Origin of the sequence: Pseudochelatococcus contaminans, assembly GCF_014195635.1 — a bacterium.
GTDB lineage: Bacteria > Pseudomonadota > Alphaproteobacteria > Rhizobiales > Beijerinckiaceae > Pseudochelatococcus > Pseudochelatococcus contaminans.
The window spans coordinates 879,231-904,766 of record NZ_JACICC010000001.1 but is presented as its reverse complement, the minus strand read 5'-3'; the positions used below and the strand labels follow the sequence as shown (position 1 = coordinate 904,766).

At 59.1% G+C, this 25,536-nt stretch carries 23 protein-coding genes and 1 tRNA gene; 10 read left to right on the top strand and 14 right to left on the bottom strand.

Annotated elements, in window-relative coordinates; all coding sequences use genetic code 11:
- Positions 1-30: 30 nt before the first annotated feature.
- From FHS81_RS03880 to FHS81_RS03870, 3 genes are all read right to left on the bottom strand, one after another.
- Positions 31-107, bottom strand: a tRNA-Arg gene (locus tag FHS81_RS03880).
- 145 nt (positions 108-252) lie between these two features.
- Positions 253-1,830 carry an ATP-binding protein gene (locus FHS81_RS03875; RefSeq protein WP_183750677.1) on the bottom strand — a complete coding sequence of 526 codons (1,578 nt, stop codon included), beginning with the start codon at positions 1,828-1,830 and terminating at the stop codon, positions 253-255.
- A gap of 9 nt (positions 1,831-1,839) precedes the next feature.
- Complete coding sequence (locus tag FHS81_RS03870; RefSeq protein WP_281374404.1) at positions 1,840-3,414, bottom strand: FAD-dependent oxidoreductase; 1,575 nt, start codon at positions 3,412-3,414, stop codon at positions 1,840-1,842.
- Between the two features lie 608 nt (positions 3,415-4,022).
- On the opposite strand from FHS81_RS03870, the gene rpmH reads away from it, so the two are divergent.
- The 4 genes from rpmH to yihA all read left to right on the top strand — a co-directional run bounded on the left by rpmH (position 4,023) and on the right by yihA (position 7,718).
- The gene (gene rpmH / locus FHS81_RS18870) at positions 4,023-4,157 is read left to right on the top strand and encodes a 50S ribosomal protein L34 (protein WP_183750788.1); all 135 of its coding nucleotides are present in this window, start codon (positions 4,023-4,025) and stop codon (positions 4,155-4,157) included.
- 301 nt (positions 4,158-4,458) lie between these two features.
- The gene (rnpA, locus tag FHS81_RS03860) at positions 4,459-5,025 is read left to right on the top strand and encodes a ribonuclease P protein component (protein WP_183750675.1); all 567 of its coding nucleotides are present in this window, start codon (positions 4,459-4,461) and stop codon (positions 5,023-5,025) included.
- The gene (yidC, locus tag FHS81_RS03855; RefSeq protein ID WP_183750674.1) at positions 5,022-6,857 is read left to right on the top strand and encodes a membrane protein insertase YidC; all 1,836 of its coding nucleotides are present in this window, start codon (positions 5,022-5,024) and stop codon (positions 6,855-6,857) included. Before rnpA ends, yidC begins: the two co-directional genes overlap by 4 nt.
- 204 nt (positions 6,858-7,061) lie before the next feature.
- Positions 7,062-7,718: a ribosome biogenesis GTP-binding protein YihA/YsxC gene (gene yihA, locus FHS81_RS03850; protein WP_183750673.1), complete on the top strand. Its 657-nt coding sequence runs from the start codon at positions 7,062-7,064 to the stop codon at positions 7,716-7,718.
- A gap of 71 nt (positions 7,719-7,789) precedes the next feature.
- Here yihA and FHS81_RS03845 read toward each other — a convergent pair whose 3' ends face one another.
- The 3 genes from FHS81_RS03845 to FHS81_RS03835 all read right to left on the bottom strand — a co-directional run bounded on the left by FHS81_RS03845 (position 7,790) and on the right by FHS81_RS03835 (position 10,561).
- Positions 7,790-8,650, bottom strand: coding sequence for a uracil-DNA glycosylase (locus FHS81_RS03845; RefSeq protein WP_183750672.1), 861 nt, complete (start codon positions 8,648-8,650; stop codon positions 7,790-7,792).
- Positions 8,651-8,754: 104 nt separating this feature from the next.
- The gene (locus FHS81_RS03840) at positions 8,755-9,705 is read right to left on the bottom strand and encodes a DMT family transporter (protein WP_183750671.1); all 951 of its coding nucleotides are present in this window, start codon (positions 9,703-9,705) and stop codon (positions 8,755-8,757) included.
- Between the two features lie 85 nt (positions 9,706-9,790).
- On the bottom strand, positions 9,791-10,561 hold the full coding sequence (locus FHS81_RS03835) for a metallophosphoesterase (RefSeq protein WP_183750670.1): 771 nt from the start codon (positions 10,559-10,561) through the stop codon (positions 9,791-9,793).
- 234 nt (positions 10,562-10,795) lie between these two features.
- Between FHS81_RS03835 and ettA the strand changes: the two genes are divergently transcribed.
- Together ettA and tam are read left to right on the top strand one after the other, a co-directional pair.
- Positions 10,796-12,451 carry an energy-dependent translational throttle protein EttA gene (gene ettA / locus FHS81_RS03830; RefSeq protein WP_183750669.1) on the top strand — a complete coding sequence of 552 codons (1,656 nt, stop codon included), beginning with the start codon at positions 10,796-10,798 and terminating at the stop codon, positions 12,449-12,451.
- 90 nt (positions 12,452-12,541) lie between these two features.
- Positions 12,542-13,330 (top strand): trans-aconitate 2-methyltransferase, encoded by a 789-nt coding sequence (gene tam / locus FHS81_RS03825; protein ID WP_183750668.1) that lies wholly within the window; start codon positions 12,542-12,544, stop codon positions 13,328-13,330.
- Positions 13,331-13,412: 82 nt separating this feature from the next.
- Here the strand turns inward: tam and FHS81_RS03820 are convergent, their stop codons facing one another.
- The 4 genes from FHS81_RS03820 to FHS81_RS03805 form a co-directional block, all read right to left on the bottom strand.
- Positions 13,413-14,561, bottom strand: a complete 1,149-nt coding sequence (locus tag FHS81_RS03820; protein WP_183750667.1) for an OpgC family protein — start codon at positions 14,559-14,561, stop codon at positions 13,413-13,415.
- 402 nt (positions 14,562-14,963) lie between these two features.
- Positions 14,964-15,299, bottom strand: coding sequence for an SMR family transporter (locus FHS81_RS03815; RefSeq protein ID WP_183750666.1), 336 nt, complete (start codon positions 15,297-15,299; stop codon positions 14,964-14,966).
- A gap of 41 nt (positions 15,300-15,340) precedes the next feature.
- Positions 15,341-16,246 (bottom strand): acetylglutamate kinase, encoded by a 906-nt coding sequence (gene argB, locus FHS81_RS03810; RefSeq protein ID WP_183750665.1) that lies wholly within the window; start codon positions 16,244-16,246, stop codon positions 15,341-15,343.
- 154 nt (positions 16,247-16,400) lie between these two features.
- On the bottom strand, positions 16,401-17,660 hold the full coding sequence (locus FHS81_RS03805; protein WP_183750664.1) for a DUF3422 domain-containing protein: 1,260 nt from the start codon (positions 17,658-17,660) through the stop codon (positions 16,401-16,403).
- 199 nt (positions 17,661-17,859) lie between these two features.
- Between FHS81_RS03805 and FHS81_RS03800 the strand changes: the two genes are divergently transcribed.
- The 3 genes from FHS81_RS03800 to fghA all read left to right on the top strand — a co-directional run bounded on the left by FHS81_RS03800 (position 17,860) and on the right by fghA (position 20,215).
- Positions 17,860-18,147 (top strand): metal/formaldehyde-sensitive transcriptional repressor, encoded by a 288-nt coding sequence (locus FHS81_RS03800; protein WP_183750663.1) that lies wholly within the window; start codon positions 17,860-17,862, stop codon positions 18,145-18,147.
- 64 nt (positions 18,148-18,211) lie between these two features.
- Positions 18,212-19,324 carry an S-(hydroxymethyl)glutathione dehydrogenase/class III alcohol dehydrogenase gene (locus FHS81_RS03795; RefSeq protein ID WP_183750662.1) on the top strand — a complete coding sequence of 371 codons (1,113 nt, stop codon included), beginning with the start codon at positions 18,212-18,214 and terminating at the stop codon, positions 19,322-19,324.
- A gap of 54 nt (positions 19,325-19,378) precedes the next feature.
- Complete coding sequence (fghA, locus tag FHS81_RS03790) at positions 19,379-20,215, top strand: S-formylglutathione hydrolase (RefSeq protein ID WP_183750661.1); 837 nt, start codon at positions 19,379-19,381, stop codon at positions 20,213-20,215.
- 114 nt (positions 20,216-20,329) lie between these two features.
- On the opposite strand, the gene FHS81_RS03785 is transcribed toward fghA, so the two are convergent.
- The 3 genes from FHS81_RS03785 to FHS81_RS18655 all read right to left on the bottom strand — a co-directional run bounded on the left by FHS81_RS03785 (position 20,330) and on the right by FHS81_RS18655 (position 22,277).
- Positions 20,330-21,505 carry a calcium:cation antiporter gene (locus FHS81_RS03785; RefSeq protein ID WP_183750660.1) on the bottom strand — a complete coding sequence of 392 codons (1,176 nt, stop codon included), beginning with the start codon at positions 21,503-21,505 and terminating at the stop codon, positions 20,330-20,332.
- A gap of 123 nt (positions 21,506-21,628) precedes the next feature.
- Positions 21,629-21,997 (bottom strand): DUF423 domain-containing protein, encoded by a 369-nt coding sequence (locus FHS81_RS03780; RefSeq protein WP_183750659.1) that lies wholly within the window; start codon positions 21,995-21,997, stop codon positions 21,629-21,631.
- Positions 21,998-22,133: 136 nt separating this feature from the next.
- A complete protein-coding gene (locus FHS81_RS18655) occupies positions 22,134-22,277 on the bottom strand; it encodes a hypothetical protein (protein ID WP_210281510.1) in 144 nt (47 codons plus the stop codon).
- Positions 22,278-22,829: 552 nt separating this feature from the next.
- Here FHS81_RS18655 and ppk2 point away from each other — a divergent pair.
- The gene (ppk2, locus tag FHS81_RS03775; RefSeq protein WP_183750658.1) at positions 22,830-23,750 is read left to right on the top strand and encodes a polyphosphate kinase 2; all 921 of its coding nucleotides are present in this window, start codon (positions 22,830-22,832) and stop codon (positions 23,748-23,750) included.
- A 153-nt stretch (positions 23,751-23,903) separates the two neighbouring features.
- Here the strand turns inward: ppk2 and FHS81_RS03770 are convergent, their stop codons facing one another.
- Complete coding sequence (locus FHS81_RS03770; RefSeq protein ID WP_183750657.1) at positions 23,904-25,442, bottom strand: efflux transporter outer membrane subunit; 1,539 nt, start codon at positions 25,440-25,442, stop codon at positions 23,904-23,906.
- Positions 25,443-25,536: the final 94 nt, after the last annotated feature.

Sequence of the window (25,536 nt, the reverse complement as noted above, 5' to 3'; positions counted from 1 at the left end):
GGTTCGTTTTTCGTAAGTCTTTGAAATATTTGGCGCGCCCGAAAGGATTCGAACCTCTGACCCCCAGATTCGTAGTCTGGTGCTCTATCCAGCTGAGCTACGGGCGCCTTCTCGTCCGGGGCGGTGTTTCGCAACCCGTCGATGACGCGTTAGTATCGATGAGTCGGGCTCTTGGCAAGCCCTAACCGGCAAAATTATATGAATTATTGCGCGGTATTGATGTAACCAACTGATATAAAAAGTGAAAAATTGTCATCGCTTTGTCGCCGGCAAGTGGATGACGAAACACGCGCCTCTCGTATCGGGTTCGAGTGTGATGCTGCCGCCGTGCAGGCGTATCAGTTCTGCGGCGATTGGCAGGCCCAAGCCTGAGCCTCCCGGCCGTGTTGTGCCTCTGAAAGCCTCGAACAGACGTTCCCGCGCACGGGGCGCGAATCCTGGGCCGTCATCTGCGAAACGAATCTCCGCTTCTGCAAGCGCGTCCTGATCGTCATCTGCTTCCGGTTGAGTTCTGCGTTCCTCAGGGGAGAGGATGCGGGCACTGATGGAAATTGCGCGGGTTAGGGGCCTGTCGTCCGAAGCGCTGACTGTAGGTTTGCCATTTGTATTTGTAGCAAGTGTACTCGTAGCATTGGTGCTCATACCCTGCTCCAATGCTTGCACGGCATTGCGGCCCAGATTCAGCAGCACGCGCGATAGTTGATCCGGATCTCCGTAAAGCGTCAGATCTGCCGGGACGTCAGCTGAGAGGCGGATGGGCGTGTGATCGCCAAGGCCGAGGTTATCCCTGAGCTCGTCGATCAGCGGCAGCAGCTTTACGGGCCTGCGCTGCGGTAGCGCCTCCGTCACACGGCCATACGAGAGGGCCGATTCGCAGAAATTGATCGCCCGGTCGAGATTGGCGATAAGACGCGGCGCAAAACGCTCCACCACGGGGTCCGAGACTTGCGCCAGACGGTCTGACATAAGCTGTGCAGCGGTGAGCAGGTTGCGCAGTTCGTGGCTGATTTTCGAAACCGCCAGGCCCAAGGCAGCCAGACGTTGCTGCTGGCGTAACTCCGCTGCCAGCGTGCGCTCCATGCGTTCAAGCGCCTGTTCCGCTTCGCCGATTTCGTCTCTGTTGCCGGATGGAATGATGATGCGCGCGGGATTTCCCGGCTCGCGTTCGAAAGCGGTGATGTGCCCTGCCAGCCGACGCACGGGGCGCACGATCAGCCGCATCAGCGCCCAGTATAAGGCGATAGCCGCCGCGCCCCAGACAAGGAAGGACACACCCGCAACTCGCACCGCGAACGCCAGCATGGCGGACTTCAACGGCGCGGGGTCCATGATAAGCTCGACAAAGGCGACGTCGCCGGTCCCATCACCAATGACACGGATGGCGCGATCATTGTTGATGAACAGGTCTGCCAACGTGTCGCACATCTGCTCCAGCCAGCCGGTATCACGCATATCGTAAGTGCGCAGCGGCTGGTTGGGCATCAGGTCGTTAGACAGCAGATGGCGCGCTCCGCTGCTGCCCAGCGCTATTCCCATCACACCCACGCCGTCGAGAAGGCGCTCTTCTACCGCCGGGGAAATGGATGCATCCGGCGAGGCCTCGACAACCAGTGCCGCGATCTGCGCCGCGGAGAGGCGGTCGTTAAGCCAGCTCCGGCGAAATGCCGTGATAGCCGGAACAAGGCCGAGCAATTCCACAACCAACGCGAATATCAGCATCAGCACAAGCAGGCGTATGGGCAGGCTGATGATCCGACGGTTTCCGGCTTTCCCTTCAACCTTGGAGGAATCGCCGGGAGAGTCGTCTGGCTGCGCGGTGTGCCGATTCATGATCATGCTTCAGCCGCGAATCCTTCGCCAGAGACGTGCGAGGCGCAGAAGCATGCTGCCTGCCAGCGGCCATCCGTAAATCGACAGGCGCGTGGCGCGTCGGGTCAGGCTGTTCAGCGCAATATCCGGAAACGACAAACGCGCCAAGTCGTCGAGTTTCAGTTTGCGGCTGATGGCCAGAGCCCAAAGGCCGGCAACGTCGAGCGCACCGTCTCCAGCAATCGCGCAGCCGACGATGCGGCCGCTGCGGGTGGCAATGACCTTCAACTCTCCGGCTGGCTGTGACAAGATGCGATGCCGTGCGATCCGCGACAGATGGTGCGCGTGGGACGCACGTGTCACCTTGATGCGCCCGTGGGCATCCCTCGCGGCGGCCTCGCTTGCGCCGACGATAGCAACCGCTGGCGTTGTCGGGATGGCGCGGATCGACGGAGCCGACGGCTGCCTGCGGCCTCGCAGCAGGCTATCGACCAGAAAATCCGCGTCGTCGTCCAGCCTGAACGAGAAGATATCACCGGCCCTCGTGGCATCGATAACGGACACGCGCGAATTTGAAGTACGGAGTGCTGCGTTGACGACTGGCTGGCCGTTGGTGGTCGATATCCGCGCGGTCGCCCAGTCGGGGTCGGTAAAGCGCGCGCGCAGGCGAGGGGCCAGCAAGACCTGTGAAGGTTCGAAATGATGCGGCCCATTGTGTCCAGAGATGTGAACGACGGCCTCTCTGCCGCGAGCCTCGATCCGCGTTACACGTGCGTCGGGATCAATGACGACGCCGTCACGAGCAAGGCCAGCCAGCGCCAGCCGGATGATCTCGTCGTCAAAGGCAGCGCTGTCGTCATCGGGAGAAGGCAGCAGCGTGACATCTGCGCCGAGATGCCTGTGCGCCTGCGCCAGTGCCAGGCCACTGTCGGACATGCCAATCACCACAAGCCGTTCCACTGGCCGGGAGGCAATGATCGGGCGATCCGGGGTGAGGTAATCGATTTCGTCGATGCCGGGAATGCCGGGAATATCCCATTCCAGATCGGGAGCCAGCACGAACTGGCGAGCTGCGATGCGGTGGTCGCCTGCGCGCAGGGTTCTTGTGTCCTCGAACCGTGTTTCCTCCGTCAAGATGGAGACTTGCAAGGCGCGAAGGCGTTTGCTGTCAGTGCGCAGCGCCAAAGTCTCACCGACGAGACGGAGGTGGCGCACAAGCCCTTCGCCGGATAGCCGCGGGGCGGTGAGTTCTTCGCCGTGTGTGGCAGGCAGGCTATCCCGATCACGTAAATTCAGCCTGTCGATGCTGGTGGCGGCATAGATGAGCTTGCCCGCTTCAACCAGAGCCAGCGGAGCATAAAATACGCCTGCTGGTGTAGTTGCTGCCGTTGGAGAGGTAACAAGCAATGTCGAGGCGCCAGCTTCCGCGGCCTTCAATGCAACCAGTCGGGCAGGCATACTGGAGCCGACGATGCAGAAATCGACCTTCCGCGGTTCGGAGGCAGTAGGCCGCGGCCCTGCATGGCTGTTCGGCTCTGTCGCGGGTGCTCTTGCTTGTGCCTCGCGCGGCGCCACGTTGTGTTGCGTTAATTCACTTTGTGTCATGCCGCGATGTGTCATGGCGCGGCGCCTCCAGAAAAGTGGGGGCATTGATGTGGAGAACGCATTGTCGGCAGCCGAATATTGCATGCCGTGGACGATGGATAAGTATCGCCGGAACATCTGCTGCAATGACAGGCGATTGGATATCTCATGCCCTGTTCCTTCAATGTCTGCAAAAGAACCGGCCCGCAGGAGATGATTCACGGATGACGATCCGGCACGTTGCCCATGGACTTTCTTGATACCTGACAATTGATTCAGTCGCAAAAGGAAACCCGCTTCGCCAACATTTGTGGCTGCGGGATCAAAGCCGCCGACCGCACGATATTCGGTATCGCAGTTTCATCGACGAATATGGGTGCGTCAAAAAGGTGGGAGAACAGGCCGGACTGAAGCACAGAATGCAAAGTGGGCGTTGACTTTCTGGGTGAATCCCGTCATAAGCTCCAATCGGTATGGCGGTGCCTGTCGTGGGCGCCGCTTGTTGTTTTGTTACAAACGACATCATTAGTTTTGCTGGTCGTCGCCATTGCAAGGCGGCGATACAGGGCGCGGGCGAACGCATCGATCGCGCTGTTTTTCTGTTATTCGTGCGACCGGAGTTCAAGGCCGTGAAAAGGACTTATCAACCAAGCAAGATCGTTCGCAAGCGCCGCCATGGTTTCCGTGCGCGCATGTCGACCAAGGGCGGCCGCGCCGTCATCGCTTCGCGCCGCGCCAACGGCCGCAAGCGTCTGAGCGCCTGAGCAGGCTTTCAGTTTGTGCGACGCCTTCCCCGCGCCATGGCTCTGTGATGCCCAGGCGCGGGGAAGGCGTCGCACGTATCAAAATGCCTGTGCGCTTCATTGTCGGAATGGGTAGCCTTCTGATGAATTCAGAACCTGCGTTCCGAGCTTTTTGCCGTACCAAAGCTGGCATTCAATGTGCCTGGACATGTGACGGGATGCCGGCGCATGTCAGGAAAGTATCCGCGACAGGCGAGCAGACACCCGGATCTGGGCCGGGTTTCCGGGCATGGTATCTGTAATGAACACTGTCCCTGGAACCGTGCCTGACGCGCCCATCGCCGGCGCTTGCCTGAATGGCGATTCGGGAGCTTCTGCCACGATTCCTGCATCCGGCAAGCTGCCGCGCCTCCTCAAGCGGGCTGAATTTCTCGCTGCCGCTGCGTCAGGACGACGCGTGCACAGCAGCCGCATGACGGTGCAGGTTATGCAGCGCGCCGTTGCGACAAAAGGCAGCGACGTTTCCAGCAATAAAGCTTCTGGCCGGGCGACCGAGGAGATTCGCGGTCCCCGTTTTGGCCTGACTGTCACGAAAAAGACCGCGAACGCGGTTGGGCGCAACCGCATCCGACGCAGATTGCGTGGCTTGCTGTCCCGGTTGAAGCCCTTCTGGCCACAGGCCGATATCGACTTCGTCATCATTGGCCGGGCGGAAATGCTGACCGCCAAGGCGGATGTCATCGAGGCAGATCTCAAACGGGCCTTTTCCTCGCCGCCTCGACAGGGTAATCCTCGTGTCCGGCAGGACCGGGCGCCGAAAAGAGGACGCGGCGGGGGCGATGCCCGTTCACGCAACACGACACAACAAGATCCCACGGGTGGTTCATGAGCGGCGACCATAAGAATTTGATTCTAGCCATCGCGCTATCGTTTCTAATCTTGATAGGCTGGCAGTATTTCTTCGCCGACGAGCTTTCGCCGCCCGTTCAGGAAACGACGCAGACTCAGCCGGTCAATCCGACGTCTGATCCGGCCGTGCCTGTTCCGCAATCGGCGACAGCCGGGCAGGTGCCTTCCCAGCCAGGTGCGCCCGCAACGCCGGTCTCTCGCGAGCAGGCCGTGGCGGCTAATCCGCGTGTTATCATCGATACCCCCGCCATCAAGGGGTCGTTCTCCCTTATCGGAGGGCGTATCGACGATGTGGCGTTGCGGCACTATCGCGAGACGGTCAATCCTGACAGCCCGATCATCGTTCTTCTGTCGCCGCCATCCAGCCCTGAACCCTATTACGCCGATTTCGGCTGGGTCGCAGCGGATGGCAGGACTGTCGCCTTGCCGACACCAACGACCGAGTGGACGGCTGACAGCGACCGCCTGACGCCTGCGGCGCCGGTGACGCTGACGTGGGATAATGGCGAAGGGCTCGTTTTCCGTCGCGTGATCGCTGTCGATGACGACGCGATGTTCACTGTCACGGACAGTGTTGAGAACGCCACCGGCGAAGCGCTGACGTTGCATCCCTGGTCGCTGGTGACGCGTCGTGGCACGCCGAAGACGGAAAATTTCTATCTGCTGCACGAGGGCATGATCGGTGTGCTCGGCAGTGAGGGCCTGCGCGAGATCTCCTTCGCCAGCATGGCCGAGGAGCCCAAACTAGCTACCGGCGGCACCGGCGTGGAATTTGCCAACACGGTTGGCGGATTTATCGGCATCACCGAGAAGTACTGGGCTACCGCGCTTATCCCCAATCAGGAAACGCCCTTCGCTGGTCGCTTCTCGTTGCGCACGGGTGCAAACGGTCAGCCTATCTATCAGGCAGACGTTCTGGGGCCAGCAAAGGCGCTGGAACCGGGCGGCCGCATCGAAAACCGCATGCACCTTTTCGCTGGCGCGAAGGAGGTGAGCGCGATCTCTCATTACGAGACGACGCTTGGCATCAAGAATTTTGATCTGCTGATCGACTGGGGCTGGTTCTACTTCATCACCAAGCCGATGTTCCTGCTGCTTGATTTCTTCTACAGGCTGATCGGCAACTTCGGTGTCGCTATCCTCGTGGTGACGGTGCTTGTGAAACTCGCCTTCCTGCCGCTGGCGAACCGCTCCTACGCCTCCATGGCGAAGATGAAGGCCGTTCAGCCTGAGATGGTCGCCATCCGCGAGCGCTATAAGGAAGATCGCGCCAAGCAGCAGCAAGCCCTGATGGAGCTTTACAAGAAAGAGAAGATCAACCCCATCGCCGGCTGCTGGCCGATGTTGGTGCAGATCCCGGTTTTCTTCGCGCTCTATAAGGTGCTGTTCATCACCATCGAAATGCGCCATGCGCCGTTCTTTGGCTGGATCAAGGATCTGTCCGCGCCCGATCCGCTGCCGGTTCTGACGTTGTTCGGCCTCATTCCGTGGGATCCGGCACAGGTTCCGCTCCTTGGACCGTTCCTGATGATCGGCGTGTGGCCGGTGATCATGGGCTTCACCATGTTCATCCAGATGAAGATGAACCCGGCGCCGCCGGACCCGATCCAGCAGACCATGTTCACGTGGATGCCGATCATCTTCACCTTCATGCTGGCATCGTTCCCTGCCGGTCTGGTTATCTACTGGTCCTGGAACAACCTGCTTTCGGTGATCCAGCAGGGCTACATCATGCACAAGAACGGTGTGAAGATTGAGCTTTGGGGTAATTTGCGAAACATGTTCCGCAAGAAACAACCCAAAAAGGGCTAGAGCAGTTTGCGTTCAAGGTGATGGATCGATCTGAACGCAAGTTGCGGTAAAATATAGAAGTTAGAGCGTGGGATGTGCGGGACTGTTCTCGTGCATCCCTTTTGCCGCATTTGCGGTTCGGAAAGCGTTCGTTCACACTCAAAACCTTGGACCGTTATCGCGTTTCAATCAGACACGAAATGGCCTGGCATGATGCAATGGCAAATGACTGATCATCCTGAACATGACGAAATAGTGCGCAAACTGTTTGCAGGCACGGCGGAGTTCTTCTGGGGAACGGGGTCTCTCGGAGGCTTGCCGCCCATGCATGGGCTGGAGATCGCTTTTGCCGGTCGCTCCAATGTCGGCAAGTCGAGCCTTGTCAACGCGCTGACGCGCCGCAAGGCGCTGGCGCGAACGTCGAGTACGCCGGGACGCACACAGGAACTCAACTTTTTCCGCATCGGCGAGGGGCAGGAATCCGCCTTTACCCTCGTGGATATGCCTGGTTATGGCTATGCGGCGGTTGGCAAGGACAAGGTCGCCGCGTGGACGGATCTGATCTACGCCTATCTACGCGGTCGCGCCAATCTGGCCCGCGTCTACGTCCTCATCGACGCCCGGCATGGCCTGAAAGACAACGATCTCAAGGTTCTCGACAGTCTCGATAAGGCTGCAGTGTCATATCAGATCGTGCTGACCAAGGCCGATGCACTGAAGCCCGGCCCTCTCGCCGATCGCATTCGCACGATCGAAGAATCGATCATCCGTCGCCCTGCGGCGTATCCATCAGTGATCGCAACCTCAAGCCGGACGGGCGAGGGAACTGTCGAATTGCAATCGGCCATTGTCCAATTGCTCCACGAGCGCGCGGCACTATAGCGTCGGCTTTTCAAAATTTATATTTTACGGGATGCTGCCGCTTGGTTAGGCCGGATATCTCGTTGCGTTCCTCACGCACCAAGCGCCTTTCTGAGCGCCTTGAAATCCCGCCACGCCAGACGCTTTTGGGATGGTTGGCGCAGCAGATATGCGGGATGCAGCGTTGCCAGCGCCCGAATGTCGCGCTTTCCGGTGTTATAGTCGAACCATCGTCCCCGCGTTTTCAGGATACCCTCTTTCACGCCAAGCAGGGCCTGAACGGATGGGCCACCAAGGCACACCAAAATATCCGGATCGCATAACTCGATCTGCCGCCGGATGAACGGATGGCACGTGGCTGCTTCCTGCGGCGTCGGCGTCCGGTTTCCCGGCGGGCGCCATGGGACGATGTTGGCGATATAGGCATTCCTCGTGCGATCGAGGCCAATCGCGGCAAGCATCAGATCGAGCAGGCGACCGGACCTTCCGACAAACGGCTTGCCTTGAAGATCCTCATCACGCCCCGGTGCTTCACCCACAAACATGACGCGGGCTTGTGGGGTGCCGTCAGCGAATACGAGATTTTTGGCAGTTTTTTTCAGCGCGCATCCATCAAATCCCGCCAGCGCGACCCGAAGGGCGTCAAGGGTGTCAGCGTTGCGAGCCAGCTCCTGAGCAGTGAATACGGGGTCGTCGGCTGTCGCGAGAAACCCTGCATTGCCTGGCGACGCATTGGCTGTCGCAGCGAGGCGCGGTTGCGTTGGCGATGCGGGAGACGGAGCCTGACGTTTGATCTGTGCTGCAGACGGGCGTGCTTCTGCGCTCTCGCGGAAACGATCCACCGGCGCATCGTCCAATACGATATCGACGCCCGCCTCGACGTAAAAATCAAGCAGCGCGGCGATTGCCGCCCGGGATTCGGGACTGTTGTCGGTTATATCGGACTCGGACATGATATCTTATACGATGATACGCGGCAGGAGGTAAACGCTCCAGTAACACCCCGCCGCATATCGGCATTTGTAAAAGCCTGATGCCTGACGCTCCGGTGCCGCGTTCAGGCGCGTGGTTCCAGCGGAACCTCCGCGGTAGCGGGCTGCACTTCATGCCGACGGCGCAAGCGCTTCTGTGCCTGTTCACGCACGAACAGGAAGATGCCCGCACCGACGATGATGGCCGCGCCGATCAGCGTCGTAGCCTCGGGAATCTCGTTGAAGAACGCGTAACCGAAGACCACGGCCCAGATAATCAGTGTGTACTGATAAGGCACGACGACCGATGCGGGTGCGAGTTTGAGAGCACGGTTGACGCACAGATAGGCGCACATCGAGATGATGCCCAGCAGACCCATCATCAGGAAGCCATTGGTGCTTGGCGTCATCCAGCCGACAGGCGCGGCCACGACGCCAAAGACCAACCCGCCGATGATCTGAAACGAGATCAACTGCAGATCGCCGGTGCCGCGAGACAGGCGCGTCATGACCATCAGTCCCGAAAAGCCGAGACTGCCGGCAAGTGCAATCATCGACGGCCAGGAAAACTCGGTGATCGACGGCCCGAGCGCGATCAACACGCCGCAGAAGCCGACAACCACGGCGGCCCAGCGTGCGGGGCCGACACGTTCGCCGAGGAACAGTGCTGAAAGAGCGGTGACGTAAATCGGCCCGGCAAGATAGAAGGTCATGACATCCGCCAGCGGCAGATAGGCCACGGCCCAGTAGAACAGGGCGACCTCAGCCGTGCCGCAGAAGGCCCGCGCGATCTGGATAAAGGGGCGCTCGACGGAGAAGAACGTCGCCCGTTCCCGCCAGATGAAAGGCGCCAGAATCAGCAGTGCCGCCGCCGAGCGGATGAGCAGCATCTGCCCAACGGAATGATCGGCCACGAGCCATTTGCCCATGACGTCATTGGCGCCAAAAAGGAACAGACCGAACACCATCAGGCCGATACCGGCAAGCGTGGTGTTGTTGCCCGCCGCAAAGGGGCGGGCGATGGATGTGTCGGACATGACAAGAAGCCGCAAGCAGTTGGAAAAAGAGGGAAGTAATGCTTCCCTTATCTGCATGTACTATGTCAGATTTGCGGCTGAAGTATTAAGATGGAGAAAAAGCGTGGCTGACCTGCAGCAAACGCATTCTTCCGCCGCTGATAACCAGCCCTGACAGCACCCCCCAGTTGACGACGCCGCTGTCGAGGTCGATGCGATGATGGCTGCGGAAGTCGACCGTCCTGCGCGGAATATGCCCGTGAATCACGGCAACTCCCTCGGGGTAGGGGCCGGGCTGATCCAGCCATTCCCGGCGCGTCCACATCAAAGTGTAAGGGTCTTGCCGGTCGAGCGGGCGCTTCGGGTCTATTCCCGCATGCACGAACACAAGTTGATTGATGCGGTGCATGAAAGGCGTGGCTTCGAGCCACTGGGCCAGATCCTCACCGAATCGGCGGCGGAACTCTTCCGGATTGACATTCCAGGGGTCGAGGTCGAGTTCCTTGAACATGCTGCCGCCACCGGCATCGATCCACGGCCCGATCGCATCCGACCGGCCGGCCAGATAGGCGAGAAAGCGGTCCTCGTGATTGCCGCGCAGGGTGATGTTCACCGCCCCCTCTATTCCACGTCGCGCCAGAAGCAGCGAATCAATGTTTTGCGGCCCGCGGTCGATAAGGTCGCCTAAATGGATGACGGTTGCGCTGCGCGGGCCGATTTCATCCAGCTCACGCTTGATGGCGTCGTGCATGACGGCCAGCAAATCGGCATGGCCATGAACGTCGCCAATGGCCGCCACGAGACAGTCATCCGGCAGCGCGCGAATGGCGGGCCGCCAGTTAAAGCGAAGTGTCGTGTGGCCGTTCAGCGTTTGCATTCAATCGTCCAGATTATTCATGGCAAGTAATGTGACGATTCTGGCGTCGTTTCAACCCGGTTAAAGTGCAGCCTGAAATCGCGTTCGCCGCCCGCTGAGCGCTCCGCGGCAAAGCTCCGTTGCGGTCGCCGCGCTTGAAGCTTGCGTTGCGGCCTGCTAACTGCTTCCTGAGAGTGTATGGATTTGTGCGCCAAGGGCTGATCAAGCTCGCGGATGCCTTTAAATGAGAGAGCTATGGCCTCCTTTCAGTACGTTTACCATATGAGCGGCGTTTCCAAGGCCTATCCCGGTGGGAAGAAGGTGCTGGATAACGTACACCTGTCGTTTTATCCCGGCGCCAAGATCGGCGTGCTGGGTGTCAACGGCGCGGGTAAATCCACGTTGCTGCGCATCATGGCCGGGACGGACAAGGAATTCACCGGCGAGGCGTGGGCCGCAGACGGCGTGCGCGTCGGCTATCTACCGCAGGAGCCGCAGCTCGATCCGAACAAGACCGTGCGCGAAAACGTGCTGGAAGGCGTGGCCGAGAAAAAGGCTATTCTCGACAAGTATAATGAGCTGGCGCTCAATTACTCCGAGGAAACCGCCGACGAGATGACGCGGTTGCAGGACGAGATCGAAGCGCAAGATCTTTGGGATCTCGACAGCCGTGTCGATCAGGCGATGGACGCTCTGCGCTGCCCGCCCGACGATGCCGATGTCGCATCGCTCTCGGGCGGTGAAAAACGCCGTGTGGCGCTGTGCAAGCTGCTGCTCTGGCAGCCGGACCTGCTGCTTCTCGACGAACCGACCAACCATCTCGATGCTGAAACCGTGTCGTGGCTAGAGGGGCATCTGCGTCAGTATCCAGGCGCGATCCTGATCGTCACCCACGATCGTTACTTCCTCGACAATGTTACCGGCTGGATTCTGGAGCTGGATCGCGGCCGCGGCATCCCTTACGAGGGCAATTATTCCTCGTGGCTGGAACAGAAGCAGAAGCGTCTGGTGCAGGAAGGCCGTGAGGAAGAAGCCCGCCAACGCACGCTGGAGCGCGAGCGCGAGTGGATTTCGGCCTCGCCGCGCGCCCGTCAGGCCAAAAGCAAGGCGCGTATCCAGCGGTATGAGGATCTGGTGCAGAAGGCCAGCGACAAGGCTGCGAGCACGGCGCAGATCATCATCCCCATCGCCGAGAGGCTGGGTAACAATGTCGTGGACTTCGACGGCCTGACGAAGGGCTTCGGTGACCGGCTGCTGATCGATGACCTCAGCTTCAAGCTGCCGCCCGGCGGCATTGTCGGCGTTATCGGGCCGAACGGCGCGGGTAAGACGACGCTGTTCCGCATGATTACCGGACAGGAAAAGCCTGACAGCGGCTCCATCACCATTGGTGAATCTGTGCAGCTTGGTTACGTCGATCAGTCGCGCGATGCGCTCGACGCCAAGAAAACCGTCTGGGAAGAAATCTCCGGCGGCAATGACATCATCTATCTGGGCAAGCGCGAGATCAACTCGCGTGCGTATTGCTCCGCATTCAACTTCAAGGGCGGCGATCAGCAGAAGAAGGTCGGCATGCTCTCCGGCGGTGAGCGCAACCGCGTTCATCTGGCCAAGATGCTCAAGTCCGGCGCGAACGTTCTGCTGCTCGACGAACCGACCAACGATCTGGACGTCGACACCCTGCGGGCGCTTGAAGAGGCGCTGGAAGACTTCGCCGGCTGCGCCGTTATCATCAGCCATGATCGTATGTTCCTTGACCGTATCGCGACCCACATTCTGTCCTTCGAAGGCGATAGCCATGTCGAATGGTTTGAGGGTAACTTCCAGGACTATGAGGAAGACAAGAAGCGGCGTCTGGGCATCGACTCCACGATACCAAAGCGCATTCAATACAAGAAATTCAGCCGCTGACGCAGGTTGCGGCAGAATATAACAAGCTTGATCGTGTCCCGGCCTTTGAAAGGTCGTGACACGTTTCAACAAGCGGAATCGGGGACGGACATGCCACAGTGGGACGCAGTACAATATCTCAAGTTCGAGGATCAACGGACGCGTCCGGCGCGGGATTTGTTGGCGCAGGTGCCGGTTGAAACGCCGTCGCGCATCGTCGACCTTGGCTGCGGTCCCGGCAATTCGACGGAATTGCTGGTGCGGCGTTTTCCGGACGCGCAGGTAATCGGCGTCGACAACTCATCGGACATGATTGCCAAGGCGCGTCAGCGTCTGCCAGACGTGCAGTTTGTGGAAGGCGATATCGGTGCGCTCTCTGGCGCGGCTGGTGGGGCATGGCGGGATGAGGGGCCTTTCGACGTCATTTATGCCAATGCCGCGCTGCAATGGGTGCCGGATCACGATACGTTGCTGCCAGGGCTGGTCGAACTGCTCGCGCCAGGTGGCGCGCTGGCCATCCAGATGCCGGATAACCTTGCCCAGCCATCGCACAACCTGATGCGTGAGGTTGCCGGGGCAGGGCAATGGTCTTCGCGGCTGGCTGGCGTGGAGCGGCTCCGCCTTGCTGCGGTGGGCGAGTATTATGACATGCTCATTCCGCATCTTGAGCGGGTGGACATCTGGCATACGATCTATCAGCATCCGCTTGACGGTGTCGATGCCATCGTCGAATGGGTCAAGGGAACGGGCCTCATGCCGTATATCGAGCCGTTGGACGTTTCTGAGCGCGCTCTTTACCTCACGGAATATACCGAGAAACTTGCAGAGTTTTATCCCGAGCGCTCCGATGGCAAGGTCTTGCTTGCTTTCCCTCGCATCTTCATCGTCGGCCGGCGCTAGAGCATTTCGGCACTTTATTGAAAGGCCGAAATGCTCTGGTAAATACTGATACAATAGCTTTTACTGAGCGGCGGCGTGGTGATCACGTCGCCGTTTGTGTCGTCACTGTTGCCGTCGCCGTCGCACGGCTGGAACGGCTTTCCAGAAAACGCGCGAACCAGTACAGGCACATGATTCCCGCCGGCACGACGACAAGGCCGGTAATTGTGCCGCTCGCGAGACGCGTGCCTTCCGTGAGCGCGGTATAAATCTGGCCTGCGCTGCTCAACACGGAGCCGAGAGCAAAAACCGCAAGCCCATGACGGCCGATCAGCGCCAGTGAACGCCCCCATTGGAACCGAAGCATTTGCTCGCCGACACGCAATTGGGTGACGAGATAGGCCAGCGCGAGAAAATGCATGAATCGCATCACGCTCATATCGGTTTTGTCGAAACCGCCCAGTCCGTAGACAGCCGCGAACAGGCCGGGGGCGAAGCCGAACGCATCCGTGGCAACGATAGCGCCAAAGGCCACGAGCACGGTGGAGACGATCATCAATGGCCGCGAGGCTGGAAGGCTTAGCTTGTCGCGTTTCCACAGCACGCCGATCACCATGCCGGCGACGAATGCGAACTGCCAGGCGAATGGGTTGAATGCCCACAAGCCCGGCAACGGCCAGCTGGGTAAGTTGACCTGCGGCAGTTGCGCGACGATATAAATCGCCACAGACACCGCCAGCGAGATCAGGGGCGCTCGCCAGACCGCAAACAGGATGAACGGGGACAGGAACACCAGCAGAATATAGAGCGGCAGGATGTTGTAATATCCAAGCTGGTGCCCGAGGAAGACGATGCCAAGCAGCGCTGTCGCCGGCTCCTCAAAAATCACGTCGCGTCCGTGATCGAGAAGAAACGATTCGTTGCCCGTCAGCACGAATGCGTTGGCATAAAGGGCGATGGCCGTGAATGTCAGTAACAGATGCACCATGTAAAGCAGGGACGTGCGCCGCCATGCACGGTCCACGACACTGGCGGTGTCGCCGCGAGCGGTAAAACGTCCCCATGCCAGCGCCACGGACAGGCCAGCGATAAAAACGAAGGCTTCGGTCGAGTCGGAAAAGCCGAAATTGCGCGGCGTCAGGCGGTCGACGATGTTGCCGGGGATATGGTTGATGAAAATGACGATCAACACCAGCCCGCGCCAGAAATCGATGGCAGCGATCCGCCTGTTTCCCGGGCCTGAAGCTGTCATGGCAACATACGCCAATGCATTATCCTCCTCCTAATGCAGTTTGTCACATGCTCTCCGGCATGTTCGCGGGCATCTTGAAGCGGGAACGCGGCTAAAAGATGAGAGTTCCGGTCCAAAGCGATCAAATCCCCATTCTCGCCGGTTTGTGAGACGGAGATTGATAACGCCGGATGCAAGGGATTGCTACATATCGAAAAAATAAAGGGCCGGTCTCTTCGAACGGCCCCTTGTCACGAACGCCTGGACGTTCCCCAATCAGAACTTTACGCCAAGCCGCAAACTGCCTTCGCACAATTCCATTCGCGCGCATGAAGTATCTTGGCCATTCATCGTGTATCCCGGCATATAGCTGTGGACGCAGTTTTCAATAGTAGTGCGATGTGTTTGTTGGCCAGATTCCAGTTAATGACCGGTCGTCTTTGACATCACATTGATGACAAGAACCCCCGCGGTGATAAGCGCGAGGCCGATGACGGCCGGTGTGTCGAGCTTCTGGCCGAAGGCGATGAGTCCGATGATGGTAATGGCGATCACGCCGATCCCGCTCCAGATCGCGTAGGCGATACCAACCGGAATCGTTTTGAGCGTCAGCGAGAGAAAATAGAACGCCAGGGCATAGCCAGTCGCCGTGACGATGCTCGGCAGGAGGCGGGTGAAGCCTTCCGAGTATTTCAGGGCAGAGGTCGCGATCACCTCACAGATGATCGCGATGCCCAGATACAGGTAGCCGTTGCTCATTGAAAAAGCCTGGCGGTTACGGGCAATATGCCGTCCCGCATTCAGCGGACAATGAGTGTGCCCGCGCCGTGATCGGTATAAAGCTCCAGCAGGACCGAATGCGGCACCTTGCCGTCGAGAATGACGACGCCCTCCACCCCTTGTTCGAGCGCATAGATGCAGGTTTCAACCTTGGGGATCATGCCGCCGGTGATGGTGCCGTCGGCAATGAGCCTGCGGCAATCCTCGATGGTCAGCTCGGGCAGGAGCTGCCGGTTCTTGTCAAGCACTCCGGGCACGTCGGTCAGCAGAAGCAAGCGCTTGGCCCGCATCGCACCTGCGATTGCGCCGGCAAACGTGTCGGCGTTGATGTTGTAGGTCGCGCCATCATCGCCCGGGGCGACGGGGGCAAGAACGGGGATGAGTTCCGCTCCCAGCACGGCATCGAGCACGGCGCGGTTGACACGCTGCGGCTCGCCGACAAACCCCAGATCGACCGTCTTTTCCGTTTGCGTCTGCTCGTCGACGACGCTGCGCGATACTTTACGCGCGGTGACCATATTGCCGTCCTTGCCACACAGCCCGATGGCCCGGCCGCCTTCAGCGGCGATGGTGCCGACGAGTTGCTTGTTGATGGAGCCTGCCAGCACCATCTCCACAACCTCGATCGTGGCTTTGTCCGTGACCCGCAGGCCCGCCTGAAATTCCGACTGGATACCCAAGCGGCTCAGCATGCCGCCGATCTGCGGCCCACCGCCATGCACCACGATGGGGCGCACGCCGGACTGTTCCAGCAGCACGACATCCTCGGCGAAATTGGCCGCGGCAGCGGCGTCTCCCATGGCGTGGCCGCCATACTTGATAACAACCACCTGCTGGTCATAGCGCTGCATATGCGGCAGAGCCTGCACGAGCATTTCGGCGCGGGTAAAAACGTCCGGTGCAGGAGATGAAGAGCGGTCCGTCATGTCGGTCGGCTACCTGATAAAAGATTCGCATGGTCGATCCCACGCTCTTCTACAGGACATACAAGCTGATGTCGTCTGCCAATTTTCATGTTGCAACGCAATGCCAGCGCTCGCAGAAGGCGTTCGCTCAAGCTGAGGCTTTTATCAGATATTGCTAGTGTTTGCGGTTGCGTATCCAGCGCATGCTGGCCCACACGACAATCAGCATCGGCACGGCCGCGGCGGACATGACCAGCGTTTTGTCCCAGTTCAGCACCTCGATCGGCGCGGAAACGGCATATCCCAATATGCCGATGGCGTAATAGGTGATGGCGATGGTGGAAAGGCCCTCGACTGTGTGCTGAAGCCGGAACTGGCTCTTGGCTGTCTCGGCGATGGTTTCCAGCACGGTCTTGTTCTGGATCTGCATGTCCAGTCCGATGCGTACATCGAGAAGCGACACGGTGCGGGCAATCTTGGTGGATAACGCTTCGAGCCGTCGCTCGATGGCCGCGCAGGTCGACAGTGCCGGCTCCACCCGGTTGCCGATGAAACTGGACAGGCTGGACCCGCGGCCCAGCGTTGTCTCGCGCAGTTTCTCAAGCCGTGAGCGCAGTATGGTGCCATAGGCATGGGCGGCGGCAAAACGGTAACCCAGCTTTTCCGATATCTGTCCGGCCTGAACGGACAGAGTGACAAGCCCGTCAAGCTTCTGTCGCACCTGATCGGTCGTTTCAGCATCCGACAGGCTTTCGATCAGCGCGCTCAGTTCTATCTCAAGCGCGCGCAGACCGGGCGTGACATCGCGCGCCAGCGGCAAGGCAAGAAGCGCCATCGTCCGGTAGGTCTCCATCTCCAGCAGCCGCCGCAGCACGATGGCGCGGCGGAGCGGTGACAGCGAGCCGGCAGCAAACTCGATGCGGATGAACTTGTCGGCATCCGGCACGAAATCCGTGGCAACCTGCGCGCCACCCGATTCCACCGAGATGAAGCAAAGGCTGGGCAGCGAGAAACCGGGCAGCAGGTGCTCAGGAATTGAGTCCTGATCAATCAGATCGACGCGGATTGCCCCAACGAGCTGCGCCTCGCCCAGTGCGTCAAGACCGATGTCGTCCGGCCAGTTGGTGTCGTCATGGCGGGCAGCACGCCACGTAATCGTCACGAATTCCGTGTGAAACTCCCACGTGACCTGCCGCAACGGGGTTGTGAACACATAACGCCGCGCGCCAGCCTCGTTGGGGCTGACGTCCAGATCTGCTGCGAACGCGAGGAAGCGCGCGATGGTCTTTGTCATCGCACCGGATTGCGGGTCCACCGTGAAGACCAGACGGCGCACGCGGGCTTCGGCGTCGATCAGGTCGACGGGCCGCGCGTGAATTTCCGCCAGAGCCGCATCGCGATGAGGGTGCTCATGCGGATAAGGGGCTTCCGCCATCGGTATTCTCCATCTGCCGACCACCACTCCGGCTCCTGATCAGGAAAGAGAGATATTTCAACTCTGTATGATCTTCAAGGCCATACCTTGCCTCGCGCTGACCGATGTCCGGCTATGGATATTTTTCCGTTTCAGGTGCTGGAAATATACTGGTATAGAGTATATGTGAATAGGGTCGCGAACGGAAACAGGCTGCATTATGCCGCACTCGCCAGAAGAGAAAAAACGTGCCCTGACGCGTCTTCGCCGCATCAAGGGACAGGCCGAAGCGCTGGAGCGGGCAGTGGAGGCGGGGACGGAGTGCGGCGTGCTGTTGCAACAGATTGCAGCCTTGCGCGGCGCTGCCAACGGGTTGATGGCCGAGGTGCTGGAGAGCCATATGCGTGAGACTTTCGGGCAACGGCAAGAAAACGCAAGCGGAGGCTTTGCCGATCACGATGCGGATATAGAAGAGATCATGCGTCTGCTGCGGACTTATCTCAAATAGCGGCTCGATGACCTGCTTCAAGTTTGAAATAACTGCGAATTGATAAACAGAAGGGAACATCGTCATGAAAACACGTGCAGCAGTCGCCTGGGAGGCAAACAAGCCGCTGTCCATCGAGACTATCGAAATCGGCGGCCCCAAGGCAGGGGAAGTGCTGGTCGAAATCATGGCCACGGGCATCTGCCATACGGATGCCTATACGTTGTCCGGGCTGGATTCCGAAGGCAAGTTCCCGGCCATCCTTGGCCATGAGGGCGCTGGCATCGTGCGTGAGGTGGGCGCGGGCGTTACGTCTTTGAAGCCGGGCGATCACGTTATTCCGCTCTATACGCCGGAATGTCGCGAGTGCAAGACATGTCTGTCGCAACGTTCGAACCTCTGTACGTCGATCCGCGCGACACAGGGGCAGGGGCTGATGCCGGACAAGACCACGCGTTTTTCCTGCGACGGCGGCGAGGTGTTCCATTACATGGGCTGCTCGACGTTCTCCAACTTCACTGTGCTGCCGGAGATCGCACTGGCGAAGGTGCGTGAGGACGCGCCTTTCGACAAAATCTGCTACATCGGCTGCGGTGTCACCACCGGCATCGGCGCCGTGATTTACACCGCCAAGGTGTGGCCGGGTGCCAATGTCGTCGTGTTCGGCCTCGGCGGCATCGGTCTCAACGTCATTCAGGGCGCGCGAATGGTGGGCGCGGACAAGATCATCGGCGTGGACATCAACCCCTCCAAGCGGGCGATGGCCAAGAAATTCGGCATGACGGATTTCGTCAACCCCGCAGAGATCGGCAACGACAAGGTGGTGCAGGCCATTCAGGATTTGACCGATGGCGGGGCCGATTTTTCCTTTGACGCTACCGGCAATGTCAACGTGATGCGCCAGGCGCTGGAATGCTGCCATCGCGGGTGGGGCGAGTCGATCGTCATCGGCGTGGCGGAAGCGGGCAAGGAAATCTCCACCCGTCCGTTCCAGCTCGTTACGGGGCGCGTCTGGAAGGGCACCGCGTTCGGCGGCGCGCGTGGCCGCACTGACGTTCCGAAAATCGTCGACTGGTATATGGACGGCAAGATCAACATCGACGATCTGATTACTCACACCATGCCGCTCGAAGAGATCAATACGGCCTTCGATCTGATGCATGACGGCAAGTCCATCAGGTCTGTCGTGGTTTACTGAGGCATCTGCAAGAAAAGTGCTTTAAGCGAGACGAATGTCATCCGGGAGGATACGATGAAGCAGGTTTCGGCCAGCAAGGCCTATGAGGGCGTGCAGCACGTCTATTCCCACCCATCCGAGGCGTGCGGCGGGGAGATGACATTCGCCCTTTATCTCCCGCCCCAGGCGGAAAAGTCGACGGTGCCGCTGTTGTGGTATCTCTCGGGCCTCACCTGTACGCATCAGAATGTGATGGACAAGGGCGAGTACCGGCGCGCGGCTTCCGAGCATGGCGTGGCGATTATCTGCCCGGACACCAGCCCACGCGGCGCGGACGTGCCGGACGAAAAGGACAACTGGCAGTTCGGGCAGGGCGCCGGTTTCTACCTCGACGCGACGCAGGAACCGTTTTCCAGACACTACAACATGCGGCGCTATATCCTGTCGGAGCTAACCGATCTGGTCGCCGAGAATTTCCCCGTCGACATGAAGCGGCAGGGCATTTTCGGCCACTCGATGGGTGGACACGGCGCGCTGACCTTCGCGCTCAGGAACCCGGATCGCTTCCGGTCGGTGTCGGCTTTCGCGCCGATCGTCCAGCCATCGACAGCAGACTGGTCGCGGCCGGCGTTCGAGAAATATCTGGGCTCCGATCCGGCGAACTGGCGCGAATATGACGCCACGAACCTGATAGAGGGCGGGTCTCGCATCAGCGAAATCCTTGTTGACCAAGGAACCGCCGATCAATTCCTCGACAATGGCCTGCGCCCATGGCTCCTGCGAGACGCCTGCCAAAAGGCCGGCATCGACCTGACACTGAACATGCGCGAGGGGTATGATCACTCCTACAACTTCATCTCGACCTTCATGGCCGACCACATAGCCTGGCACGCGGCGCGGCTGGCAGCATAAAGACTGCAAAGATTGGCATGTCACTATTTAAAATGGTTTGCGTTCGATTAAACTGTATTATCGAACGCAAACTGATTTTTTATCTTGAAATATTGATCCGATATTCTGGTCGCGTCAGCTTCCTGTAAACAGCAGCATCAAAAATACGCAGAACAGGGTGAGGTGCAGCAGACCCTGCAATGCCGAGGTGCGCTGCCCCAGATAGGTAAGCGTCGTCACCGTCATGGTGAGCGCGAACAGGATGGTTTCCCCCGGAGAAATACCCAGAATAACGGTTTTCCCGGTCGCGAGCCCGACGATGAGGACGGCCGGCACCGTCAGGCCGACCGTGGAAACGAAGGCGCCGAGGCACAGGTTGACCGCACGCTGCGTTTCATTGTTGAGCGCTGCTTTAACGGCGGTGATCGATTCCGGCGTGAAGACGATAATTGCGATGAGTACGCCGCCCAGTGCGACCGGAGCGCCCGCGCTTGCCACGCCGTAGTCGATTACAACGGCAAGATGATGCGCGAGCAACACGATTGGCAGCATGAGCGCGATCAGAATAACCGCATGGGCGATGGTCTTGCCTGAAGCAGATTTGTCGCGCTCTACCGCCTTCTGCTCGCGGGGAGCGGGGCGTGCCGTGCTTGGTCGGATGGACAGATTCCCCGGCTCCGGCTGTATAAACTGGTAACGATAATGCCGGGTCTGCAACAGCAGGAATGCGCCATACAAAATGATGGTCAATGCAGACAGCATGATCGCCTGCACTGGAGTAAATATTCCGTCTGCTTTGCCGAGTGCGTTCGGCAACAGCAGTGCGACGCCTGCAAGCACCACCGTCATCGAGATGAACGCGAGCGCTCCCTGCGTATTGTACTCCTGCTCGCCATAGCGTGCCGCACCGACGACGAGGCAGATCCCGGTGACGAGATTGAGGATGATCATCATCACGGCGAAGATCGAGTCGCGCGCAATCGTCTGCGTTTCTCCCGGTCCCGCCATGACCGCCGCAATCAGGATAACCTCGATGGAGACGATAGACAGCGTGAGGATCAGCGTGCCGTAAGGTTCACCCAACTGGTGAGCGAGTTCGTCAGCTTCTCCGACCACACCGAACGAGGCCATGAGAATGGTGACGAAGAGCACGATGAAGCAGATGACCGCCACTGTCGGCGGCATCGATTGCGATAGCCAGGAATGACCGCCCAATTGAAAGACGACGACGACAAGCCATGCGGCAATCAGGCGGAACAACGTTCTGGGCGTGATAACGGCACGAAGATTGGAAACGAAAACGGAGGACATGAGCTTCCCCTGTCGGGGCCGTCCCCGCCCGATGTCATCGCGACCGGGTCGTCCCGGCCGAGGCTTCAGGAAGCATCAGAATTGAGATTTTTTACCAAAGCGCATGCCATAAGTCAAAGAAACTCAGACGCGCCGCGGGCCAACCAATGCTGCCAAGCCAACAAGCAGCCAGCCAATCATCAGCGTCGTTCCCCCGGCTGGTGCTGCCATCGGAAACAACGATGCATCCGCCAGCGCGCGGAGCGCCAACTGGCCGCTGAAAAGTGCAACGCCAACCAGCACCAGCAGGCCGCCGAAGCGCCCGATGTTGGCGTGTACGGTTCCGGTTTTGACAAGCAACGCGATGCCGATCAGTGCAGGCGCATGAAACAGCAGAAAGTTCGCCGCGGTATCGAGTCCCGAGCCCGCGCCGGTAATGTGACTTGCCGCAGCGGCTGCTGCCGTTCCCGCCACACCGAAAATCGCCCCAAGCACGACAAACGCGCGTTCCATCGGAACCTCCACAATATCCATTCTATGAAGTGCTTATATCAAGCATGGGTGGGCGTGTCTCTTAATCCGGGACCAAACCCGTGCGGTCGCTGAATTAACTCCATACATATGAAACGGGGCCGGTCAGTGAAGAATATCAGAACTTGACGCCAAGCCTCAAGCTGGCTTCATGGCTCAGGAAACGATCACCGATCTGAGCCTTGTATTCACCCCTGATTTCGAATTGATCCTGGGTAAACAGTTGCATGCCCGCCTTCAGATCGACAAGGAAATCAGGCACCTCGACCGATGAGGTATAATTAATACCGGAAAAAGCGCCGGAGCCCCCTCGAAGAGGGGGCAGCTCATGGCGGAACTGAGTGACGTGTGGGCATCTAGTTTATGAGAAACACTGGGACAAATTTTATTTTATTAAAAATCAATCTATAATAATAAAAAAACAATCAGTTATTGTTTGTTTTTTATTTTATTTTCTGAATATTATTGTTTTAATGCATTATTATGCATGAAATACATTTTTCTAATAAAATATAGACGGCGCAATGGATCGAGCAGATGCCACCCAAAACATGTCGGTTGTCACCCATGCTTGCGAATAGCTTCTTGTCTACGTTCGTGCAGTGCTCGTCACGCGTATGTCACCCGCCGCTGGTAGCCAGTTTTCTGACTCGAAAGGGTCTTAAATGGCGGAGTTTGTGATCGCGCAAATGCCCGCACCTGAAGAAGAGGCCGGTCGAGACTGCATCGACCCTTTCTATTCAGGGCAAAGAGGAATTTTGCGACTTGGGCGCCCGGCGGGCGGCAGGTGGGTTGTAACAGCAGGAATGGCCACATGGAACACGACAACACGGAAAACAACCCGGCTGATTGGCTCAAAGCCGAGCTGGAAGATACGCTTGATGAAGATTTCGAGCTTGAAATGTCGGAACCGGCCCTGTCGCTTGAGTTGCGGCAGATGTTCAAGCAGGCCCATTCCGACACGATTGATCGGCGGGTGTATTTCACCGAGCTTCTTCGTCTCCAATCTGAGCTGATCAAGTTGCAGGATTGGGTTGCGAAGACCAAGCAGAAAATTGTCGTTATTTTTGAAGGTCGTGACTCTGCCGGTAAGGGCGGCGTCATCAAGCGCATCACGCAGCGGCTCAATCCGCGTATCGTTCGTGTTGTGGCTCTGCCCGCGCCCAGCGATCGTGAGAAGACGCAGTGGTACTTCCAGCGCTACGTGCCTCACCTGCCGGCTGGCGGCGAGATCGTGCTGTTCGACCGCTCCTGGTACAACCGTGCCGGTGTCGAGCGTGTGATGGAGTTCGCCACCCCTCACCAGGTCGAAGACTTCTTCCACGATGTTCCCGAGTTCGAGCGTATGCTCATCCGTTCGGACATCAAGGTGATCAAGTACTGGTTCTCCATCACCGACGAAGAGCAGCAGCTCCGGTTCCTGATGCGCATCCACGATCCGATGAAGCAGTGGAAGCTGTCGCCGATGGATCTGCAGTCGCGCGTTCGTTGGGAGCAGTACACCAAGGCCAAGGAAGACATGTTCGCCCGCACGAGCATTCCCGAGGCTCCCTGGTATATCGTCAAGGGTAACGACAAGAAGCGTGCGCGGCTTAACTGCATCGATCACCTTCTGGGCCTGCTGCCTTACGAGCCCGTTCCGCACGAAGAAATCACGCTGCCGGAGCGCGTCTTCAACCCGCACTACGAGCGTGAAATTCTGCCGGAAGAGCTTTTCGTTCCAGAGAAGTACTGAGACGGACTTCACTTTACGTCTTTCGGGCGAAGCAGGCTTTGCTTTGCCCGGGGGCCGCAAAATAGAAGCGCATCGCCTGTTGGCGGTGCGCTTTTTTCATCAGCGCGACCGTGCGGCAGGATTTATCGGCAAAAAAGAGAAAGTGCGTTTCGATTACTGTGACGGTGTGCGCAGGAATGCAGCAGGTCGTGGGCCGGTGTTGCTGTCCACAACGACAGGTTTGGCTGTTTCCACAGCACCGCTCCAGCCGCCGCCAAGCGCCTTGTTGAGCGCAATGTACTGCGCCGCGATGTTGACGCGGCTTTGAATGAGCGCATCCTCGGCGGAATACAATGAGCGCTCCGCGTCCAGCACCTCGATAAAACTCGTTGAACCGCTTTCGAACAGGGTACGGGCGAGGCCGGCTGCTTCGCGATAGTTCCTGACCGCCTCCGACAGCTTGCCGTAGCGTATCCGCTCCTGAGCGAGCGCCACGATGGCGTTCTCCACTTCTTCCAGGGCCACCAGCACGCTTGAGTGCAGCGCAAGAAACTGCTGATCACGACGGGCTTGTGCTGCCGCAACCGCCGCACGCAACTGGCCCGCATTGAATACCGGCACGCTAAGCGAGGGGCCGAACGACCAACTGATCGAAGAGTTCTTCGCCAGATCGCCCAGCCGCACCCCGGAGGTCGCGACATTGCCGGTGAGGCTGATGGAGGGATAAAGCGCCGCTTCAGCCTCGCCAATCCGCGCGGTTGCTTCCGCCAGCCGGCGTTCAGCCGCAAGGACATCAGGCCGCGACAACAGAATATCCGCCGGAACGCCCGCCGGCAGTGGCAGGCGGGGGGATGGAACCGGCGCGGTTTTAGTCAGCAACCCGGCAAGCGCATTTGGTGCCCGCCCTGTCAGGACACCGAGGCGATGGATGGCCTGCGCCATTGCCGCTTCCTGCGTCGGAATGCCGGCCTCGGTGCTTGCTACCTGCCCATCGGCGTTCGCCACGTCGACGCGGGAGGCGCTTCCGGCCTCAAACTTTGCCCGTGTTAACCGTGCGGTTTCACGTTGTGTCGCCGCGGTGCGGCGGGCCAGCGCTATGCGCGCCTGATAACTGCGCACATCGACATAATTCACGGCAATATCGCCGATCAATGTCACCAGTGCTGCGCGCAGGTCATCCTCGGCTGCATCGAGGCTATAACGTGTGGCTTCGACATTGCGTTGGTTCGACCCGAAGAGATCGACCTCCCAACTCGCATCCAATCCGGCTCGTAGAGAATTCGATATACGGCCAGACGAGCCGCCATAACTTTCCGCGCCGCCGCGACCGCCCGCGGCGCCGGCACTCTGGCTGCGCGTCGCGCTTGCCGATCCATCGATGGATGGGAAGAGGGCGCCCGTTGCCTGATTGTAGCTGGCGCGCGCCTCTCGCACGCGCGCCTTGGCGGAGGCGACATCCAGATTCCCTGCGACGGCTTCATCGACAAGGCGGTCCAGAGTTGGGTCACGCAGTTTCTTCCACCAGCCGGCAAGTTCAGCCGGCTTTGGCGATTGCGCAGACTTGTCATTGCTCCAGCGAGAGGGAACGTCGATGACGGGCTTTGCATAGTCCGGGCCGACCGCACAGGCTGATAGAGATCCTGCAATCATGAGCGCCGCAAGTGTACGCGCAGAGGAGAGGGGCGTTTCCGCGCCGAAGGCAATTCTGATCATGCCGAAAGCAATCTTCTGTCGAGGAAGTCCGGCATTGTCGCCTGCCTGCAAGGATTCGATCTGTTCACGTGCCCGTTATCAATGGCATACCCCT

Excerpts from the sequence above, each read along its gene's own strand:
- FHS81_RS03840 (WP_183750671.1), bottom strand. The coding sequence starts at position 9,705 with ATGTCCGACACATCCATCGCCCGCCCCTTTGCGGCGGGCAACAACACC.
- FHS81_RS03780 (WP_183750659.1), bottom strand. The coding sequence starts at position 21,997 with ATGGAACGCGCGTTTGTCGTGCTTGGGGCGATTTTCGGTGTGGCGGGA.
- FHS81_RS03870 (WP_281374404.1), bottom strand. The coding sequence starts at position 3,414 with ATGACACAAAGTGAATTAACGCAACACAACGTGGCGCCGCGCGAGGCA.
- yidC (WP_183750674.1), top strand. The coding sequence starts at position 5,022 with ATGAGCGGCGACCATAAGAATTTGATTCTAGCCATCGCGCTATCGTTT.
- FHS81_RS03845 (WP_183750672.1), bottom strand. The coding sequence starts at position 8,650 with ATGTCCGAGTCCGATATAACCGACAACAGTCCCGAATCCCGGGCGGCA.
- fghA (WP_183750661.1), top strand. The coding sequence starts at position 19,379 with ATGAAGCAGGTTTCGGCCAGCAAGGCCTATGAGGGCGTGCAGCACGTC.
- FHS81_RS03820 (WP_183750667.1), bottom strand. The coding sequence starts at position 14,561 with ATGACAGCTTCAGGCCCGGGAAACAGGCGGATCGCTGCCATCGATTTC.
- FHS81_RS03815 (WP_183750666.1), bottom strand. The coding sequence starts at position 15,299 with ATGAGCAACGGCTACCTGTATCTGGGCATCGCGATCATCTGTGAGGTG.
- FHS81_RS03875 (WP_183750677.1), bottom strand. The coding sequence starts at position 1,830 with ATGAATCGGCACACCGCGCAGCCAGACGACTCTCCCGGCGATTCCTCC.
- argB (WP_183750665.1), bottom strand. The coding sequence starts at position 16,246 with ATGACGGACCGCTCTTCATCTCCTGCACCGGACGTTTTTACCCGCGCC.
- FHS81_RS03795 (WP_183750662.1), top strand. The coding sequence starts at position 18,212 with ATGAAAACACGTGCAGCAGTCGCCTGGGAGGCAAACAAGCCGCTGTCC.
- FHS81_RS03800 (WP_183750663.1), top strand. The coding sequence starts at position 17,860 with ATGCCGCACTCGCCAGAAGAGAAAAAACGTGCCCTGACGCGTCTTCGC.
- ppk2 (WP_183750658.1), top strand. The coding sequence starts at position 22,830 with ATGGAACACGACAACACGGAAAACAACCCGGCTGATTGGCTCAAAGCC.
- FHS81_RS03770 (WP_183750657.1), bottom strand. The coding sequence starts at position 25,442 with ATGATCAGAATTGCCTTCGGCGCGGAAACGCCCCTCTCCTCTGCGCGT.
- tam (WP_183750668.1), top strand. The coding sequence starts at position 12,542 with ATGCCACAGTGGGACGCAGTACAATATCTCAAGTTCGAGGATCAACGG.
- ettA (WP_183750669.1), top strand. The coding sequence starts at position 10,796 with ATGGCCTCCTTTCAGTACGTTTACCATATGAGCGGCGTTTCCAAGGCC.
- FHS81_RS03805 (WP_183750664.1), bottom strand. The coding sequence starts at position 17,660 with ATGGCGGAAGCCCCTTATCCGCATGAGCACCCTCATCGCGATGCGGCT.
- yihA (WP_183750673.1), top strand. The coding sequence starts at position 7,062 with ATGACTGATCATCCTGAACATGACGAAATAGTGCGCAAACTGTTTGCA.
- FHS81_RS03785 (WP_183750660.1), bottom strand. The coding sequence starts at position 21,505 with ATGTCCTCCGTTTTCGTTTCCAATCTTCGTGCCGTTATCACGCCCAGA.
- FHS81_RS03835 (WP_183750670.1), bottom strand. The coding sequence starts at position 10,561 with ATGCAAACGCTGAACGGCCACACGACACTTCGCTTTAACTGGCGGCCC.